Source organism: Nocardioides szechwanensis (assembly GCF_900103935.1).
In the GTDB taxonomy this organism is placed as follows: Bacteria; Actinomycetota; Actinomycetes; order Propionibacteriales; family Nocardioidaceae; genus Nocardioides; species Nocardioides szechwanensis.
This window is the reverse complement of record NZ_FNIC01000001.1, coordinates 1047960-1062784: the sequence shown is the minus strand read 5'-3', so window position 1 is coordinate 1062784 and position 14825 is coordinate 1047960. Positions and strand designations below refer to the sequence as shown.

Annotated in this window: 19 protein-coding genes and 1 tRNA gene; 18 read left to right on the top strand and 2 right to left on the bottom strand. The window is 70.3% G+C overall.

The features are described 5' to 3' along the window. Positions 1 to 141 precede the first annotated feature (141 nt). The 14 genes from BLR90_RS05125 to BLR90_RS05060 all read left to right on the top strand — a co-directional run bounded on the left by BLR90_RS05125 (position 142) and on the right by BLR90_RS05060 (position 11098). Positions 142 to 957: a ParA family protein gene (locus BLR90_RS05125; RefSeq protein WP_091023295.1), complete on the top strand. Its 816-nt coding sequence runs from the start codon at positions 142 to 144 to the stop codon at positions 955 to 957. Next, the gene (locus BLR90_RS05120; protein ID WP_371863135.1) at positions 954 to 1277 is read left to right on the top strand and encodes a hypothetical protein; all 324 of its coding nucleotides are present in this window, start codon (positions 954 to 956) and stop codon (positions 1275 to 1277) included. The genes BLR90_RS05125 and BLR90_RS05120 overlap by 4 nt, the downstream gene beginning before the upstream one ends. After that, positions 1274 to 2119 (top strand): segregation and condensation protein A, encoded by an 846-nt coding sequence (locus BLR90_RS05115; RefSeq protein ID WP_091023060.1) that lies wholly within the window; start codon positions 1274 to 1276, stop codon positions 2117 to 2119. The genes BLR90_RS05120 and BLR90_RS05115 overlap by 4 nt, the downstream gene beginning before the upstream one ends. Next, positions 2112 to 2819, top strand: a complete 708-nt coding sequence (gene scpB / locus BLR90_RS05110; RefSeq protein ID WP_091023058.1) for an SMC-Scp complex subunit ScpB — start codon at positions 2112 to 2114, stop codon at positions 2817 to 2819. The genes BLR90_RS05115 and scpB overlap by 8 nt, the downstream gene beginning before the upstream one ends. Then, complete coding sequence (locus BLR90_RS05105; RefSeq protein ID WP_091023056.1) at positions 2816 to 3568, top strand: pseudouridine synthase; 753 nt, start codon at positions 2816 to 2818, stop codon at positions 3566 to 3568. The genes scpB and BLR90_RS05105 overlap by 4 nt, the downstream gene beginning before the upstream one ends. Before the next feature lie 899 nt (positions 3569 to 4467). Next, a complete protein-coding gene (locus tag BLR90_RS05100) occupies positions 4468 to 5274 on the top strand; it encodes a helix-turn-helix domain-containing protein (protein ID WP_091023054.1) in 807 nt (268 codons plus the stop codon). A gap of 9 nt (positions 5275 to 5283) precedes the next feature. Continuing rightward, a complete protein-coding gene (locus BLR90_RS05095; RefSeq protein WP_091023052.1) occupies positions 5284 to 5685 on the top strand; it encodes a VOC family protein in 402 nt (133 codons plus the stop codon). A 9-nt stretch (positions 5686 to 5694) separates the two neighbouring features. After that, a complete protein-coding gene (gene aroH, locus BLR90_RS05090; protein ID WP_091023050.1) occupies positions 5695 to 6078 on the top strand; it encodes a chorismate mutase in 384 nt (127 codons plus the stop codon). Further along, complete coding sequence (locus tag BLR90_RS05085) at positions 6071 to 7144, top strand: prephenate dehydrogenase (RefSeq protein WP_091023048.1); 1074 nt, start codon at positions 6071 to 6073, stop codon at positions 7142 to 7144. Before aroH ends, BLR90_RS05085 begins: the two co-directional genes overlap by 8 nt. Before the next feature lie 11 nt (positions 7145 to 7155). Continuing rightward, complete coding sequence (gene cmk / locus BLR90_RS05080) at positions 7156 to 7836, top strand: (d)CMP kinase (protein WP_245715155.1); 681 nt, start codon at positions 7156 to 7158, stop codon at positions 7834 to 7836. Beyond that, positions 7833 to 8582: a lysophospholipid acyltransferase family protein gene (locus tag BLR90_RS05075; RefSeq protein ID WP_245715154.1), complete on the top strand. Its 750-nt coding sequence runs from the start codon at positions 7833 to 7835 to the stop codon at positions 8580 to 8582. Before cmk ends, BLR90_RS05075 begins: the two co-directional genes overlap by 4 nt. Further along, entirely contained in the window at positions 8579 to 9934 is a 1356-nt protein-coding gene (der, locus tag BLR90_RS05070) for a ribosome biogenesis GTPase Der (protein WP_218029272.1), read from the top strand. The genes BLR90_RS05075 and der overlap by 4 nt, the downstream gene beginning before the upstream one ends. A 19-nt stretch (positions 9935 to 9953) precedes the next feature. Further along, positions 9954 to 10949 (top strand): hypothetical protein, encoded by a 996-nt coding sequence (locus BLR90_RS05065; protein WP_143016113.1) that lies wholly within the window; start codon positions 9954 to 9956, stop codon positions 10947 to 10949. A 75-nt stretch (positions 10950 to 11024) separates the two neighbouring features. After that, positions 11025 to 11098, top strand: a tRNA-Pro gene (locus BLR90_RS05060). A 345-nt stretch (positions 11099 to 11443) separates the two neighbouring features. Here BLR90_RS05060 and BLR90_RS05055 read toward each other — a convergent pair. Next, positions 11444 to 12547, bottom strand: a complete 1104-nt coding sequence (locus BLR90_RS05055; RefSeq protein ID WP_170254174.1) for a tyrosine-type recombinase/integrase — start codon at positions 12545 to 12547, stop codon at positions 11444 to 11446. Positions 12548 to 12723: 176 nt separating this feature from the next. On the opposite strand from BLR90_RS05055, the gene BLR90_RS05050 reads away from it, so the two are divergent. Next, the gene (locus tag BLR90_RS05050) at positions 12724 to 13029 is read left to right on the top strand and encodes a nucleotidyltransferase family protein (protein WP_091023041.1); all 306 of its coding nucleotides are present in this window, start codon (positions 12724 to 12726) and stop codon (positions 13027 to 13029) included. Beyond that, the gene (locus BLR90_RS05045; protein WP_091023039.1) at positions 13019 to 13360 is read left to right on the top strand and encodes a HepT-like ribonuclease domain-containing protein; all 342 of its coding nucleotides are present in this window, start codon (positions 13019 to 13021) and stop codon (positions 13358 to 13360) included. Before BLR90_RS05050 ends, BLR90_RS05045 begins: the two co-directional genes overlap by 11 nt. 26 nt (positions 13361 to 13386) lie before the next feature. Here the strand turns inward: BLR90_RS05045 and BLR90_RS05040 are convergent, their stop codons facing one another. Then, a complete protein-coding gene (locus BLR90_RS05040; protein WP_091023037.1) occupies positions 13387 to 13761 on the bottom strand; it encodes a hypothetical protein in 375 nt (124 codons plus the stop codon). Between the two features lie 448 nt (positions 13762 to 14209). Between BLR90_RS05040 and BLR90_RS05035 the strand changes: the two genes are divergently transcribed. Both BLR90_RS05035 and BLR90_RS05030 read left to right on the top strand, forming a co-directional pair. Then, a complete protein-coding gene (locus BLR90_RS05035; RefSeq protein WP_091023035.1) occupies positions 14210 to 14389 on the top strand; it encodes a helix-turn-helix domain-containing protein in 180 nt (59 codons plus the stop codon). Then, entirely contained in the window at positions 14386 to 14703 is a 318-nt protein-coding gene (locus tag BLR90_RS05030) for a hypothetical protein (RefSeq protein WP_091023033.1), read from the top strand. The genes BLR90_RS05035 and BLR90_RS05030 overlap by 4 nt, the downstream gene beginning before the upstream one ends. Positions 14704 to 14825 lie beyond the last annotated feature (122 nt).

Below are 14825 nucleotides of genomic sequence, written 5' to 3'. Positions count from 1 at the left end.
GAACGTCCGCACCGCGAGGGAGTCCCCGAGGTCGCCTCCAGCAACGAGGCGCCCTCCACCGCTCCCCAGGTGGCCACCCAGCTCCTCACCGACGACGGCCTCGTGGCCGCGCCGGTGGCCAACGGCCCCACCGGCCGCCCGATGCCGGTCTTCCCCGAGCCGACGCCGCTGACCCAGCACGGCCACGCCCGCGTGATCTCGATGTGCAACCAGAAGGGTGGCGTCGGCAAGACCACGACCACCATCAACCTGGGCGCCTCCCTCGCGGAGTACGGCCGCAAGGTGCTGCTGGTCGACTTCGACCCCCAGGGCTCGCTGTCGGTCGGCCTCGGCCTCAACCCGCACGAGATGGACCTGACGATCTACAACCTGCTCATGCAGCGCGACGTGACGCTCGACGACGTCGTCGTACCGTCCGGCGTCCCCGGCATGGACCTGCTGCCCTCCAACATCGACCTGTCCGCCGCCGAGGTGCAGCTGGTGCACGAGGTGGCCCGTGAGCAGACCCTGCAGCGGGTGCTGGCGCCGGCGCTGGAGAAGTACGACGTCATCCTGATCGACTGCCAGCCCTCGCTCGGGCTGCTCACCGTCAACGCGCTGACCGCCTCCCACGGCGTGATCGTGCCGCTCGAGTGCGAGTACTTCGCGCTGCGTGGCGTTGCGCTGCTCAAGACCACGATCGACAAGGTGCGCGAGCGGCTCAACCCGCGCCTGGAGATCGACGGGGTGCTCGGCACCATGTTCGACGGCCGCACCCTCCACTCCCGCGAGGTCATGGACCGCCTGGTGCAGGCCTGGGGCGACAAGGTCTTCCACACCGTCATCCGCCGGACCGTGAAGTTCTCCGACGCGACCGTCGCCGGCGAGCCGATCACGTCGTACGCCACGGCCTCGGGTGGCGCCGAGTCCTACCGCCAGCTGTCCAAGGAGGTGCTCGCCCGGTGGCACGACGCGTGAGCCTCCCCACGGCCGACGACCTGTTCCGGCCCACCGCCGTCCACGCGGTCCCGGACGCCCCGGAGCCGGCGGCCCCCGAGCCGGAGGCCGCCACCCCGCTGGTGCCCAGTGGCCGGGTCCGTCACGACGAGAAGATGACCGTCTACGTCACCTCCGACGAGCTGCTCCACATCGAGCACGCCCGGCTGTCGCTGCGCAGCGCGCACGGCCTCGCCGTCGACCGCGGCCGGCTGGTGCGTGAGGCCGTCGCGCTGGTCCTGGCCGACTTCGACGCCAACGGCGACGACAGCGTGCTGGTCCGCCGGCTGACCCAGGAATGACCGCGCTCGCCATCTCGAGCGAGGCGGGTGAGACCACCCCGGGCTTCGAGCTGCGGCTCGACAACTTCGAGGGTCCGTTCGACCTGCTGCTGAGCCTGATCTCCAAGCACAAGCTCGACATCACCGAGGTCGCGCTCTCGAAGGTCACCGACGAGTTCATCGCGCACGTCAAGGCCGGGGGACCCGTCTGGGACCTCGAGCAGACCACGTCGTTCCTGCTGGTCGCCTCGACCCTGCTCGACCTCAAGGCGGCCCGACTGCTGCCCCAGGGCGACGTCGAGGACGAGGAGGACCTCGCCCTGCTGGAGGCGCGCGACCTGCTGTTCGCGCGGCTGATGCAGTACAAGGCCTTCAAGCAGGTGGCGGGGTACCTGGAGACGCGGCTGGCCGACGAGGCGCACCGCTACCCGCGCGCCGTGGGGCTCGAGGAGCGCTACGCGACGCTGCTGCCCGAGGTGCTGATCGGGCTGGGGCTCGAGCAGTTCGCGGAGCTCGCGGCGAAGGCCCTGGAGCCCAAGCCGGTCCTCGAGGTGTCGCTCCAGCACATCCACGCGGCCAAGGTCAGCGTGCGCGAGCAGGCGGTGCTGGTCGTCGAGCGACTGCGGCGTACCGGAACGATGACCTTCCGCGCCCTGTGCGGCGACTCGCCCGACCGGCTCACCACGGTGGCCCGCTTCCTGTCCCTGCTCGAGCTGTTCCGCGAGGGTGCGGTGGCGTTCGAGCAGGTGACCGCACTGGGCGAGCTGACCATCCGCTGGACCGGCAGCGACGACAACGAGATCGAGATCACCGACGAGTTCGACGGGCCACCGCCCGACGCCGAGGAGACACCAGATGACTGAGACCGACACCGTCGACACCGTGGCCGGCGGCGACCTCAGCGACGAGCAGCTCGCCGTCCCCGTCGCCGAGCTGCGGCCCTCGCTCGAGGCGGTGCTGATGGTCACCGACCAGCCGCTCGACGACGTCAGCCTGGCCACGGCCGTGGGCTACCCCGCCGAGGAGGTCTCGGCCGCGCTGCACGAGCTCGCGGCCGACTACACCGCCCAAGGGCGCGGCTTCGAGCTGCGCAACGTGGCGGGTGGCTGGCGGTTCTACTCCCGTGACGAGTACGCCGCGGTCGTCGAGGCGTTCGTGCTGGAGGGCCAGCAGGCGCGGCTGACGCACGCGGCGCTGGAGACCCTGGCCGTCGTGGCCTACAAGCAGCCGGTCTCGCGGGCCCGGGTCTCGGCGATCCGCGGCGTCAACGTCGACGGCGTCATGCGCACCCTGATCTCGCGCGGTCTGGTCGAGGAGGCCGGGCAGGACGGTGAGACCGGCGCCAACCTGTTCCGGACGACCAACTACTTCCTCGAGCGGATCGGGGTCGGCTCCGTCGAGGACCTGCCCGAGCTCGCGCCCTACCTGCCCGACCTCGACGACCTCGAGGACGAGCTGGCCGAGATGGCGGCCACCGAGTCCGTGCACGAGGGCCCGGCGGGAGGGCACGCCACGGCCGACGAAGTGGCCCCGGAGCCCGCCGGCGAACCGACGGAGTCATGAGCCGCGAGGTCGCCACCGACGACGACGGGCTGATCCGGCTCCAGAAGCTGCTGGCCCAGTCGGGCGTCGCGTCGCGGCGCAAGTGCGAGGAGCTGATGCTCGAGGGCGAGGTCGTCGTCGACGGCGAGGTCGTCACCCGCCTCGGCACCAAGGTCGACCCGCGCACCGCGGTGATCCGGGTCTCCGGCAAACGCCTGCCGCCGCTGTCGGACCTCGTCTATCTCGTGCTCAACAAGCCGACCGGCGTGGTCTCGACGATGTCCGACCCCGAGGGGCGCCGCACCATCACCGACGTCGTGTCGCACCGGCCTGAGCGGCTCTTCCACGTCGGGCGGCTCGACACCGACACCTCCGGTCTGTTGCTGCTCACCAACGACGGTGACTTCGCGCAGCGCATGGCGCACCCGTCGTACGAGGTCGACAAGACGTACGTCGCCGAGGTCGACGGCGAGGTTTCCAAGGCCACCGTCAAGCAGCTGCTCGCGGGCGTGACGCTCGACGACGGCCCGGTGACGGTCTCGCAGGCGAAGGTCGTCACCGCCTCGCGGGACAAGTCGATCGTCGAGCTGGTCATCCACGAGGGGCGCAACCGGATCGTGCGCCGCCTGCTCGACCACGTCGGCCATCCCGTGCGCAAGCTCACCCGCACCGCGATCGGCCCGGTCCAGCTCGGCTCGCTGAAGTCCGGCGCCCTGCGCGACCTCACCCTCGACGAGCTGGGCGAGCTGCTCGACAACGCGCAACTCTGAGCCAATTGCCTATCTAGGCCTGATGACCCCTCTAGCGAAGCACTGGTTCGTTGAACTTTGGGCCACGAATCTATAGCTGACCCTGGACTTAACGGGTGCGGCGAAGCCTGCGAAGTCAGCGGACCCGACCAAGTCCGTGGTGGTTGCCCCGTCGTAGGAGCCGGGCTGGCCGACCTTCCGCGGCGGCTTCGCCACCCATTCCACACCGAATCCGTATCGCTCCAGTGGCAACGCACCCGACAACTCGAAGTGGACGCTGACCCGTCCGCTGGTGCGGCGGATCGTAGTCGTGATCGTTCCGCCGGACTCGCACGGCGTCGTCCGGACGATTGTGCTCGCAGCCGCCGGCGATTGCATAGACGGAACGTCGGCGGGAGCGGGCACGGCACACACCGCTACCGACAGCGCCGCGGCGGCGATGACGCTCCCTCCCCGCGCCATCTGCCAAGCGCTGAGCACTGTTCTCCGCCTGCTGCCTGCCCAAGTCATCAGTACAACGACTCCAGCCCGAGCATGTCCCCTAGTCCGAGGGTGCGTTCAGCCGCAGTACAGGGACCCAGGTTCCCTGGGCTCGCAGCTGCGCCATTCGAGCCCGCCATCGCGGCACCCCCTACCAGCACTGCCACCACGACCCTCAAGATGCCGGACTCCAGCACGATTACCACTTCTCGACGCAGCGACGCTGGGGATGCGTCCCGCTCGTGTCGACCCAACGCCTGAAACCAGAACGCGTTACCATTTTCGGTTAGGTCTTCACCTGGTCTAGACCCCTCATCAGTCAAGATGGACGCTGACATTGCCGTGGGCCACCCGCTCGCACGGATGGTGGATGGTGGCGTGTATCCGGGGCCACGGCTAACGGAACTTCATACTCAGCTGAGGCGGCGTACCGTCGGGGGATGAGTGAGGCCGTACCCGCCGCGTTGCGGCCGTACGTCGCCTGGCTGGCGGCGTACGACGTGGTCGGGCCGGCCGGGGTGCATCGAGGCCTGCCGGGCACGTCGCTGACGTTCGTGCTGCCGATCGGGGCGAAGCTCGACGTGGCGTGGAGCGGTGACCCGGTCTCCCGGCGCTCAGCGTGGTCCAGCGTCGCGGGGCTGCACGCCGCTCCGGCCGAGATCCGCCACGACGGACACCAGGAGGGGTTCTTCCTGGCGCTGACCACGGCGGGCGCCCGGGCGCTGTTCGGGCTGCCGGCCGCCGCGATCGCGGGGGAGCTGCTCGAGCTTGACGACCTCGCTCCCGACCTGCGGCACCTGCCCGAGCAGGTGCACGACGAGTCTTCCTGGCCGGCACGCACCGCGGTGCTGCTCCGCGCCCTCACCTCGGCGCTCTCCGCCCGCGACGCCTCCGGGGCCCGGGCGGAGGTGGGCCGGGCGCTCGCCCGGCTCGCTCGCGGAGCGGCGGTGGCCGAGGTGGCCGACGACGTCGGCTACAGCCGCCGGCACCTGCGCAACCTCGTGGTCGCCGAGACCGGGCTCAGCCCGAAGGAGTACCAGCGGGTCGCCCGCTTCGAGACCAGCCGCGAACACGTGCTCGCCGCCGCCCGTCGCGGCGGCACCCTCGCGGAGGTCGCGGCCGTCTGCGGGTACGCCGACCAAGCGCACCTGGCCCGGGAGTGGCGCGACCTCGCGGGCTGCCCGCCGACCACGTGGCTGCGCGAGGAGTTCCCAGACGTCCAAGCCGGCGGCGTATTCGCCGGGTGAGGGTGGGGCATGACCTCACCGAGCAGCGCAGCAGACGTCCGGCACTGGCAGACGATGACCTTCCGCGACGAGGACACGATGATCGGCTGGCTGGCCGCGATCGGGTTCACCGAGCATGCGACCTACCGCTCCGAGCAGGACCCCACGGTGGTGGAGCACGCCGAGTGGCTGTGGCCCGGAGGCGGCGGGATCATGTTCGGCTCGCGCCGTCCGGACGGCGCCGTCGACAACCCCGGCGGCTCGGCGGCGTACCTCGTCACCGACGACCCGGACGCAGTCTTCGAGCGGGCCGTGGCGGCGGGTGCGACGGTCCTGCGGCCGATGGTGGACCAGGACTACGGCGGTCGCGGCGGCAGCGTCGCCGATCCAGAGGGCAACCACTGGTCCTTCGGGAGCTACCAGCCCCGATAACATCACCGCGTGCCAGTCAGAGCCGTACGCGGAGCCACCCAGCTCGACACCGATGAGCGTGAGCACATGCTCGAGCGGGTCGCGGAGATGGTCACCGACGTGATGACGTCCAACGGCCTCGAGGTCGACGACTTCATCTCGGTGATCTTCACCGCCACCAGCGACCTGGTCTCGGAGTTCCCGGCGTACGCCGCCCGCCAGCTCGGCTTCGGGGACGTGCCGCTGATCTGTGCGCGCGAGCTCGAGATCGCGGGCTCGATGCCGCGGGTCGTGCGGATGATGGCGCACATCGAGACCGAGCTCCCGCGAGCCGACATCACCCACGTCTACCTCCATGGGGCGGCCGCGCTGCGCAGCGACCTGACCCGGGTCCGGTCCGTGCCGGATGAGTGACGCTCTGCCCGGCTCGTTGGTCGGGCCGGTCGAGATCGTCGGCGCCGGGCTGATCGGTACGTCGATCGCGCTCGCCTGCCGCCGGGCCGGCCTCGAGGTGCTGCTCACCGACTCCTCCGACGACCACCTGCGCACCGCCTCCGGGCTGGGCGCCGGCCGCGCCACGACCCCGGACGACCGGCCGCAGCTGGTCGTGGTCGCCGTACCCCCTGACCACCTGGGCGCGCAGATCGCCCGTGCGCTGGCCGGTGGCGCCGTGGTGACCGATGTCGGCAGCGTCAAGGTCGGGCCGCTCGCGGCAGTGGCCGGGGTGCCGGGTGTCGAGCGCTACGTCGGTGGCCACCCGATGGCCGGCAGCGAGCGCTCCGGGCCGCTGGCGGCCAGCTCCGCGCTGTTCGACGGCCGCCCGTGGGCCGTGACCCCGCACCCCGGCTCCACGCCCGAGGCGGTCGCGCTGGTCGAGGCCCTCGCGCTGCTCTGTGGCGCGGTGCCGGTCCGGCTGACCCCCGACGAGCATGACCTGGCCGTCGCCCGCACCTCCCACCTGCCGCACCTGCTGGCCGCACTCGCCGCCGGCGCGCTGGCCGACGCCCCGGCCGACCACCTGGCGCTCTCGGGGCAGGGCGTGCGCGACGTGACCCGGGTGGCCGCGGGCGACCCCGCGCTCTACGGCCAGATCGTGGCCGCCAACGCACACGCGGTGGGCGCACTGCTGACCGGCGTACGCGAGCGGCTGGACGCCGTGATCGAGGCGCTGGCCGGGGGAGACCGGGCCGGCGTCGAGGCGGTGCTGAGCGAGGGCGTGAGCGGCACCCGGGCCATCCCCGGAAAGCACGGCGGCCCCACGCGCCCGACCGGCACCGTCTTCGTCGCCGTGCCCGACCACCCGGGCGAGCTGGCCCGGCTGTTCGCCGACGCCGGGGCCAGCGAGGTCAACATCGAGGACGTCCGGATCGACCACGACCCCGGGCGCCCTGTCGGCCTGGTCGAGCTGACCGTCGACGAGGACCGCGCGGAGCACCTGCTGACCTCTCTCGAATCGAAGGGATGGGTGACTCACCGGTAGGCTCAACCCCCGTGAAGAGCCCTGACCAGAGCCCCGAGAGCCGCGTCGTGGTGGCCGTCGACGGCACCTCGGGCTCGGGGAAGTCGAGCACCTGCCGCGGCGTCGCCGCCCGCCTGGGTCTGCGCTACCTCGACACCGGCGCCCAGTTCCGCGCGATGACCTGGTGGATGCTGCGTGAGGGCGTCGACATCCACGACGCCGAGGCCGTCGCCGCCTGCGCCGGCAAGCCCGCGATCGAGTCCGGCACCGACCCGAACGGCCCGACCATCGAGGTCGACGGCGTCGACGTCTCGGTCGCGATCCGCAGCGACGAGGTGACCCGCTCCGTGTCGCCCGTGAGCACGGTGCCGGAGGTCCGCACCCGGCTGCTCGAGCTGCAGCGCGAGATCATCGCCGACGGCGGCATCGTGGTCGAAGGCCGCGACATCGGCTCGGTGGTGTGGCCCCAGGCCGAGGTCAAGCTCTACCTCACCGCCGACGTCGAGGCCCGCGCGCGGCGCCGTGCCGCCGAAGAGGGCGGCACCGACGTGAGCGCCACCCACCAGGTCCTCCTGGATCGTGACCGGATCGACTCCGGGCGCGCCACCGCACCGCTCGTGATGGCAGACGGCGCCGTCCACATCGACACCACGCCGTACTCCCTCGAGGAGGTCATCGAGCAGGTCGTCGGGCTCGTCCGGGTGGCGACGTGAGGGTCGACATCGAGCTGCCCCGCACCGATGCCACGCCGCACCCGCCGCGGTTCATGCTCGAGAAGCTCCGGCCGTTCGCACGCTGGCTCTTCCGGCGCCGGTACGACGTACGCGTCCACGGCGCCGAGCAGGTGCCGGCCACCGGGCCGGTGATCCTCGCCGCCAACCACATCGGGGTCATCGACGGTCCGCTGCTCGCGATCTTCGCGCCGCGCCCGGTCCACGCGCTGACCAAGATCGAGATGTTCCGCGGCCGGCTGGGCCGCTTCTTGCACTACTCGGGCCAGATCCCGCTGGACCGCTACGTCGCCGACCCGCAGGCGGTCAAGCAGGGCCTGCGCGTGCTCCGCGACGGCGGCGTCGTCGGGATCTTCCCCGAGGGCCACCGCGGTGCGGGCGAGCTCGAGCGCTTCCACCGCGGCGCGGCGTACTTCGCGCTGGTGACCGGCGCGCCGGTCGTCCCGGTGATCATGATCGGCACGCGGGAGCCGGGCGGGCACACCGGTTCGCTCCCGAACAGGGGCGCGAGGATTGAGCTCGTCTTCGGGCGACCCTTCACACTGGAGCAGCAGCCGTGGCCACGCCGCCGCGGCGACGTGGAGAGCGCGTCGTTGCGACTGCGCGACCGCATGCTCGACGATCTTCGTGAGGCGCTGGTGACCACCGGCCGGAGCCTCCCGGGACCCCTCCCGTCAGGGGAGCAGGAGCCCGACCCTTCCGGTGGCGTGACAGGAACGACGACGTGAGCGAGACGCTGGAGCCCGACGAGACGACAGAGGACGGTCCCGTACCCGTCCTGGCGGTGGTGGGGCGTCCCAACGTCGGCAAGTCCACGCTGGTCAACCGGATCATCGGCCGCCGCGAGGCGGTCGTCGAGGACGTGCCCGGGGTGACCCGGGACCGGGTGTCGTACGACGCCCACTGGAACGGCCGCGCCTTCACCGTCGTCGACACCGGCGGTTGGGACCCCGACGCCCGCGGTCTCGCCGAGGCGATCCGTGCCCAGGCCGAGATCGCCGTCGGCCTGGCCGACGCGGTGCTGTTCGTGGTCGACGCGACCGTCGGGATCACCGACCACGACGAGGCCGTCGTCAAGATCCTGCGCGCGTCCGGTAAGCCGGTCGTGCTCGTGGCCAACAAGGTCGACGACCAGCGCACCGAGGCCGAGGCCTTCGGCCTCTGGAACCTCGGCCTGGGCGAGCCCTGGCCGGTCTCCGCGCTGCACGGCCGCGGCTCGGGCGACATGCTCGACGCCGTGCTTGCCGCGCTTCCTGAGCCCCCGCCCGACCGCGACAAGGGCATCGGCGGCCCGCGCCGGATCGCGATCGTCGGCAAGCCCAACGTCGGCAAGTCCTCGCTGCTCAACCGGCTGGCGGGGGAGGAGCGGGTCGTCGTCGACAACGTCGCCGGCACCACCGTCGACCCCGTCGACGAGCTGATCGAGCTGGGCGGGAAGCAGTGGCGCTTCATCGACACCGCGGGCATCCGCAAGCGGGTCAAGGAGGCCTCGGGCCACGAGTACTACGCCTCGCTACGCACGACGACCGCGATCGACCGTGCCGAGGTGGCCGTGCTGGTCGTCGACGGCGGCGAGACGCTGTCGGAGCAGGACATCCGGATCATCCAGACCATCCGCGAGGCCGGCCGCGCGCTCGTCATCGCCTTCAACAAGTGGGACCTGGTCGACGAGGAGCGCCGCTACTACCTCGAGCGCGAGATCGAGCGCGACCTGGTGCAGGTGCAGTGGGCACCGCGGATCAACATCACCGCGCGCACCGGCTGGCACGTCGACCGGCTGGTGCCGGCCATCGACAAGGCCCTCGAGGGCTGGGAGACCCGGATCGGCACCGGCACGCTCAACGCGTTCCTGGGCCGGCTGGTCGCCGAGCACCCCCACCCGGTGCGCAGCGGCAAGCAGCCCAAGATCCTGTTCGGGACCCAGGCCTCCACGGCGCCGCCGATGTTCGTCCTGTTCACGAGCGGCAAGCTCGACGCGGGCTACGAGCGGTTCATCGAGCGTCGCCTGCGCGAGGAGTTCGGCTTCGCGGGGACCCCGATCATCCTGCAGCAGCGACCGCGGGAGAAGCGCAAACGGTAGCCGCGCCTACCCTGGCCGGATGCGGACGTTGTTGGCGCTCACCCTCGGCTCGGTAGTGCTCGCGGTCCTGGCGCCGATGGTCGGCGCCGAAGGCACACGTACGTCGCTCGGGTCACCCGCCGCGGCCGAGGTCGAGAAGCCCATTGCGGGCACCTCCTGCTCGGAGTTCCCCGCCAACAGCTGGTGGCGCGCCGACGTGAGCGGTCTGCCGGTGCACCAGCGCAGCCGCTCCTGGCTCTCGCACATGTCGACCGGGGTCGACCTGCACCCCGACTTCGGACCATCCTACGGCGACGGGCCCAACTACGGCATCCCGGTCACGGTCGTGAAGTCGTCGCATCGCAAGGTGTCGGTGTCGTTCTACTACCCCGACGAGTCCGACAAGGTGCGCTACCCGCTCGGCCCGGACACCCGGATCGAGGGCGGCCGCGACTCCGGCGGCGACCAGCACGCGATCGTCGTCGACAAGGGTCGCTGCAAGCTCTACGAGACCTATGACACCTCCGTGCGCAATGGGAGGTGGCGGGCCGGCTCCGGCGCCGTGTGGTCGCTGACGAGCAACAAGCTGCGCCCCGACGGCTGGACCTCCGCCGACGCCGCCGGCCTGCCGATCCTGCCGGGCCTGCTGCGCTGGAACGAGGTCCGTGACGACAAGATCGACCACGCCATCCGGTTCACCACCGACGTCACCAGCAAGCACCACCTGTGGCCCGCCCGCCACGACGCCGGGTCCAAGGCCAGCCTGAGCTACCCGCCGATGGGGGCTCGGTTCCGGCTCAAGGCGGGCTGGTCGGCGGCCGGACTCTCGCCGTACGCACAGCGCGTCGTGCAGGCGATGAAGACCTACGGCCTGGTGCTCGCCGACAACGGCTCGCCGTGGTTTTTCCAGGGCGAGCAGCACGCCAAGTGGCCCGAGCAGCTGATCGAGGACCTCAAGACCATCCCGGCCTCCGCCTTCGTGGCCGTCGACACGTCGTCGCTGAAGGTGAGCAACGACAGCATGGCCGTGAAGTGAGCCCGATTCCGTCGTGACCCGGCCGCTGTTGTAGTGTTCACGCGCTCGGCCAACGCGTGATTCGGCCGGGAGATTCGGGCTGTGGCGCAGCTTGGTAGCGCACTTGACTGGGGGTCAAGGGGTCGCAGGTTCAAATCCTGTCAGCCCGACCGAATGAAGATGCAGGTCAGAGGCCGTTTCCCGGGTGAGGGAGGCGGCCTCTCGCCTTGCCAGGCGCCGGCTGCACACCTTTTCCGCACACCTTTCTCAGCGACCGACGGGGCTGTGGTCCACGGTCGAGGACGTGACCGGGGACTGCGGTCGCATCTGAGGAGGTGATGCCGTCGATCGGGGGTGCTGGCTACCTGTCAGCGGCCAGGACGGGTCTACCTCGGAGGTGTGTCCTACCGCCAAAGACGCGGGTGGGCAGCGGGGCGAGTCCCGGGGCGCGGAGGGCGCCCCGCCTGCTTAGGTCCTGGCCACCACCGGTGGCGGACGCGGAGATTGCGCCGGGCTCATCGCAAGGCATCGCTGAGCACCTGCATCGCGGAGACGCTGATGTCGGGGGAGACGTGTCCGTAGATGTCGCCGGTGATGCTGATCGAGGAGTGTCCCAGGATCTCCGAGACCACCTTGAGTGGGACGCCGTTGGCGAGCATGGTGCTGGCGGCGGAGTGTCGGAGGGTGTGGAGGCCGATGCTGGGCAGGCCGGCCTGGTCGGCGGCCACCTTGAGCGCCCGGAGCGCGTTGCGGGGGTCGCATGGCTCGCCGAAGGCGGTGGTGAAGACGTAGCCGGTTTCCTTCCACTGCGAGCCGGCCCGGTCGCGCTCGGCTGCCTGGCGCGTACGGAGCTGCTGGAGGATCTCGGCCGTGCGGTCGGTGATGGGCACCTCGCGTCGGGACTTCGCCGTCTTCGTGCTCGTCGTGACCAGCTCGCCGTCCTCCCGGGTCAAGGTGCCGCGGATCTTGAGCCAGCCGCTGTCCTCCTTGACGTGGTTGCGCCACTTGAGCGCAAGCGCCTCGCCGCGGCGGAGGCCGGTGTTGACGAGGAGCTCGAACAGGAGTCGGTAGCGGGTGTCGTGGGCAGCCTCGAGAAGGAGCTTGACCTGCTCGGGCGTGAGGTACTCCGCTTCCTTGACCTCGACTCGCGGGCGGGTGATCGCGGCCACGGGGTTGTCGGCAAGCTCGCGGTCCTTGACGGCGGCGTCGAAGACGGCGCGCAGGATCGTGTAGGCGTTGCGCCTTGTGGAGTCGCTGAGCCCTTTGCGGCGGAGCTCGGCCAACCACCCGTCGACCGCGCTCGGCCGCACCCGGTGCATCGGCGTCGCGCCGAGCTGGCTGCCGATGATGTGGTGTCGGGCGACGGCGGCGTACATCGTCTTCGTGCTTGTCTTGCGGTCCGAGTTCGCCAGCGTGGTCTTGATCCAGGTCTCGGCGTACTGGTCGACCAGTTGGCGGGTGTCACGGGCCGGAAGCTCCTTCTTCAACCTGGCCCGGACCTCCTCGGCCTTCTGGCGGGTCTCCTTGGCGGTCTTTCCGGTGACCGTCACTCGCTTGCGGACGCCGTCCGTGTCGGTATGGCGGATCAGGATCTGCCAGCGACCGTCCTTGCGCTGCACAGGTCGAGATCCTTCGCCGTTAGCGCGTCGAGTCGGCGTGGCCATGGACCCAGCGTATGACCCGTTGACCTCGGCGAAGCCGATTGCCGACGAGCTGTGGACAAGCAGTCGCTTCCTTCGCGGCTCATCGGTGGGAGACTGTCGGCGAACGCTCGACGATGAGTCAGGAGGCAGCCATGGCGGGACCGCTGGTAATTGATCGCCGCGCGATCGAGGCGCTCTGTCGCAAGTACGCCGTGCGGCGTCTCCTGCTGTTCGGCTCGGCCGGTACGGATCACTTCGACGAGGCGACCAGCGACATCGACTTCCTGGTCGAGTTCGACGACGCACCCGTGAGTCGCTTCGATGCCTACTTCGGCCTCAAGGAGGACCTTGAGGCTCTCTTCGGGCGCCCGGTCGACCTCGTCTCGGCGGCCGCCCTGGAGAACCCGTACTTCGCGGAGTCGGTCGCCAGCACCAGTCGAGAGCTGTATGCAGCCTGAGGCGCCGGCGCTGATCTGGGACGCCAGACGAGCAGCAGGTCGCGTCCTCGAGTTCGTGGCGGGTCGGAGCTGGGACGACTACCAACAAGACGTCATGCTCCGCTCGGCGGTCGAACGACAGTTCCAGATCATCGGCGAGGCGCTCAATCGGCTCAGCAAGGTCGATCCAGGCACCGCGGATCGGGTGCCGGATCTCGCCCGGATCGTCGCCTTCCGCAACGTCCTGGTGCACGGCTATGCGCAGATCGACGACGCGTTGGTCTGGGAGGTCGCCTCCACCCGAGTACCGGAGCTGACAGCTGTGCTGGCTGGGCTACTGAATGACTCGTGAGCGGCGTCCTCTGAGTGAGGCACCGACTAACGCGAGCCTCTGAACCAGTCGTCGGGTCGCCGATCCGGCGGGTTGCCGAGCCGCTCGAGCTCATCGCTCACGCTGCTCCACTTCGCGTCTTTGAGCTCTCCGTTCCCGTGGCGTGCGCGGAGCTGGCGAAGCACGTTGCGGCAGGCAGCGGGGGAGTCCAGGACGGCGGCGACGTGTTCGTCGAGGGTGATCGTGGGCGCCGGCTTCTCGACGTACTCGATTGCGATAGCGCCGTTCTTGGCTGCCCGACGCTCCTCGTAGCCAGCCCGGCGGCAGGCCTGGGAGCACCACTGCTGGGGCCGCCCCCGCCGCGGTGTGGAGGGCACGTAGAACGGCTGTCCGCAGCGCGGGCACGTGCGTTCGTCGACCATGCCACCGACCCTACGACAATTACGTACGGACGAAAAGACTCCGAGAATGCACCAGGTGTGTGTGTCATGGCGAAGGCACGGATTCGTCCTCATTCTCGGCAGTAGGGGTTGAGGACCTCGGCAGGTGTGGCTCTGTGTCGGTTGCTCGCTGCACGTCGTTGCAGGGCGGATCGCTGCAGCAGAGCAGTAGGTAGTGAAGCGTGGCGTCAGGCTCGCTCGGATCCCGTCGGTTCGTCGCGGGGGCTTCGACCCTGACGAGGTGTTCTAGGCCGGCACAGGTCTGAGGAATTCTCTTGGCGCCTGAGGCCGCGTCGTCGCAGGTCGCAGAGGGGGGACGCGGGGGGAACGCAGCTCCTGCCGACGCAGCGTCCCCCCGAAAGTTCCGTCGCTGTGATCGCCGAGACCTCCTCGGCCTCCATAGGTGAACAGAACCCGACTGGAGGAAACCATGAACCACAAGCTGCTCTACCGCATCCCGGAGGTCGTCGCGTTCCTGAACATCAGCCGCTCGAAGGTCTACGAACTGCTGAGGTCCGGCACGCTCCCCTCGGTCCACATCGACCGCACCCGGCTGGTCCGCCACGAGGACCTGGTCGCCTACGTCGAGTCCCTACCCATGGCCGGGTGAGGGCGACGGCCAGCCACTCGGTGCGGCGACAGTTGGCGCGCCGAGCTGCAAGCGAGAACCGCACCAACGAGATCCTGCGACGGAGCCGCGAGGTCAACGACCTCGGAGAGCAGGTCGAGATCGCGCTCCGCACCCGCGACGCCACCATCCAGCGCACGGAGCGTCGCGCTGGTGAGCTGCTGTCCAGGCTGACTCGCGACTATGGCCTTCAGATGGAGCGCGCGCTCGAACGGTGTGGGGGAGAGGTGAGCCGGACGGAGGGGAATCGCCTGCGTCGACAGTTCGAGCGAGAAGATCCGGCGCCGATGTCCTGACTGCCACGGGGTGTGCCGTACCCGGCCGGCCGTGGCATCTCCTACCGCTCCTCACGTCGAGTCCGTGACCTACTGAACGCAGTTGTCGCCGAGCTGGGCGGCCGCGCACCCCGGAAGGTGCG

What these genes read in the sequence shown, in the direction of transcription:
- BLR90_RS05065 (WP_143016113.1), top strand. Translation starts at nt 9,954, where the DNA reads ATGCGGACGTTGTTGGCGCTCACCCTCGGCTCGGTAGTGCTCGCGGTC.
- BLR90_RS05035 (WP_091023035.1), top strand. Translation starts at nt 14,210, where the DNA reads ATGAACCACAAGCTGCTCTACCGCATCCCGGAGGTCGTCGCGTTCCTG.
- BLR90_RS05085 (WP_091023048.1), top strand. Translation starts at nt 6,071, where the DNA reads ATGAGTGACGCTCTGCCCGGCTCGTTGGTCGGGCCGGTCGAGATCGTC.
- BLR90_RS05125 (WP_091023295.1), top strand. Translation starts at nt 142, where the DNA reads ATGCCGGTCTTCCCCGAGCCGACGCCGCTGACCCAGCACGGCCACGCC.
- BLR90_RS05040 (WP_091023037.1), bottom strand. Translation starts at nt 13,761, where the DNA reads ATGGTCGACGAACGCACGTGCCCGCGCTGCGGACAGCCGTTCTACGTG.
- BLR90_RS05050 (WP_091023041.1), top strand. Translation starts at nt 12,724, where the DNA reads ATGGCGGGACCGCTGGTAATTGATCGCCGCGCGATCGAGGCGCTCTGT.
- BLR90_RS05100 (WP_091023054.1), top strand. Translation starts at nt 4,468, where the DNA reads ATGAGTGAGGCCGTACCCGCCGCGTTGCGGCCGTACGTCGCCTGGCTG.
- scpB (WP_091023058.1), top strand. Translation starts at nt 2,112, where the DNA reads ATGACTGAGACCGACACCGTCGACACCGTGGCCGGCGGCGACCTCAGC.
- BLR90_RS05115 (WP_091023060.1), top strand. Translation starts at nt 1,274, where the DNA reads ATGACCGCGCTCGCCATCTCGAGCGAGGCGGGTGAGACCACCCCGGGC.
- BLR90_RS05045 (WP_091023039.1), top strand. Translation starts at nt 13,019, where the DNA reads ATGCAGCCTGAGGCGCCGGCGCTGATCTGGGACGCCAGACGAGCAGCA.
- BLR90_RS05105 (WP_091023056.1), top strand. Translation starts at nt 2,816, where the DNA reads ATGAGCCGCGAGGTCGCCACCGACGACGACGGGCTGATCCGGCTCCAG.
- BLR90_RS05095 (WP_091023052.1), top strand. Translation starts at nt 5,284, where the DNA reads ATGACCTCACCGAGCAGCGCAGCAGACGTCCGGCACTGGCAGACGATG.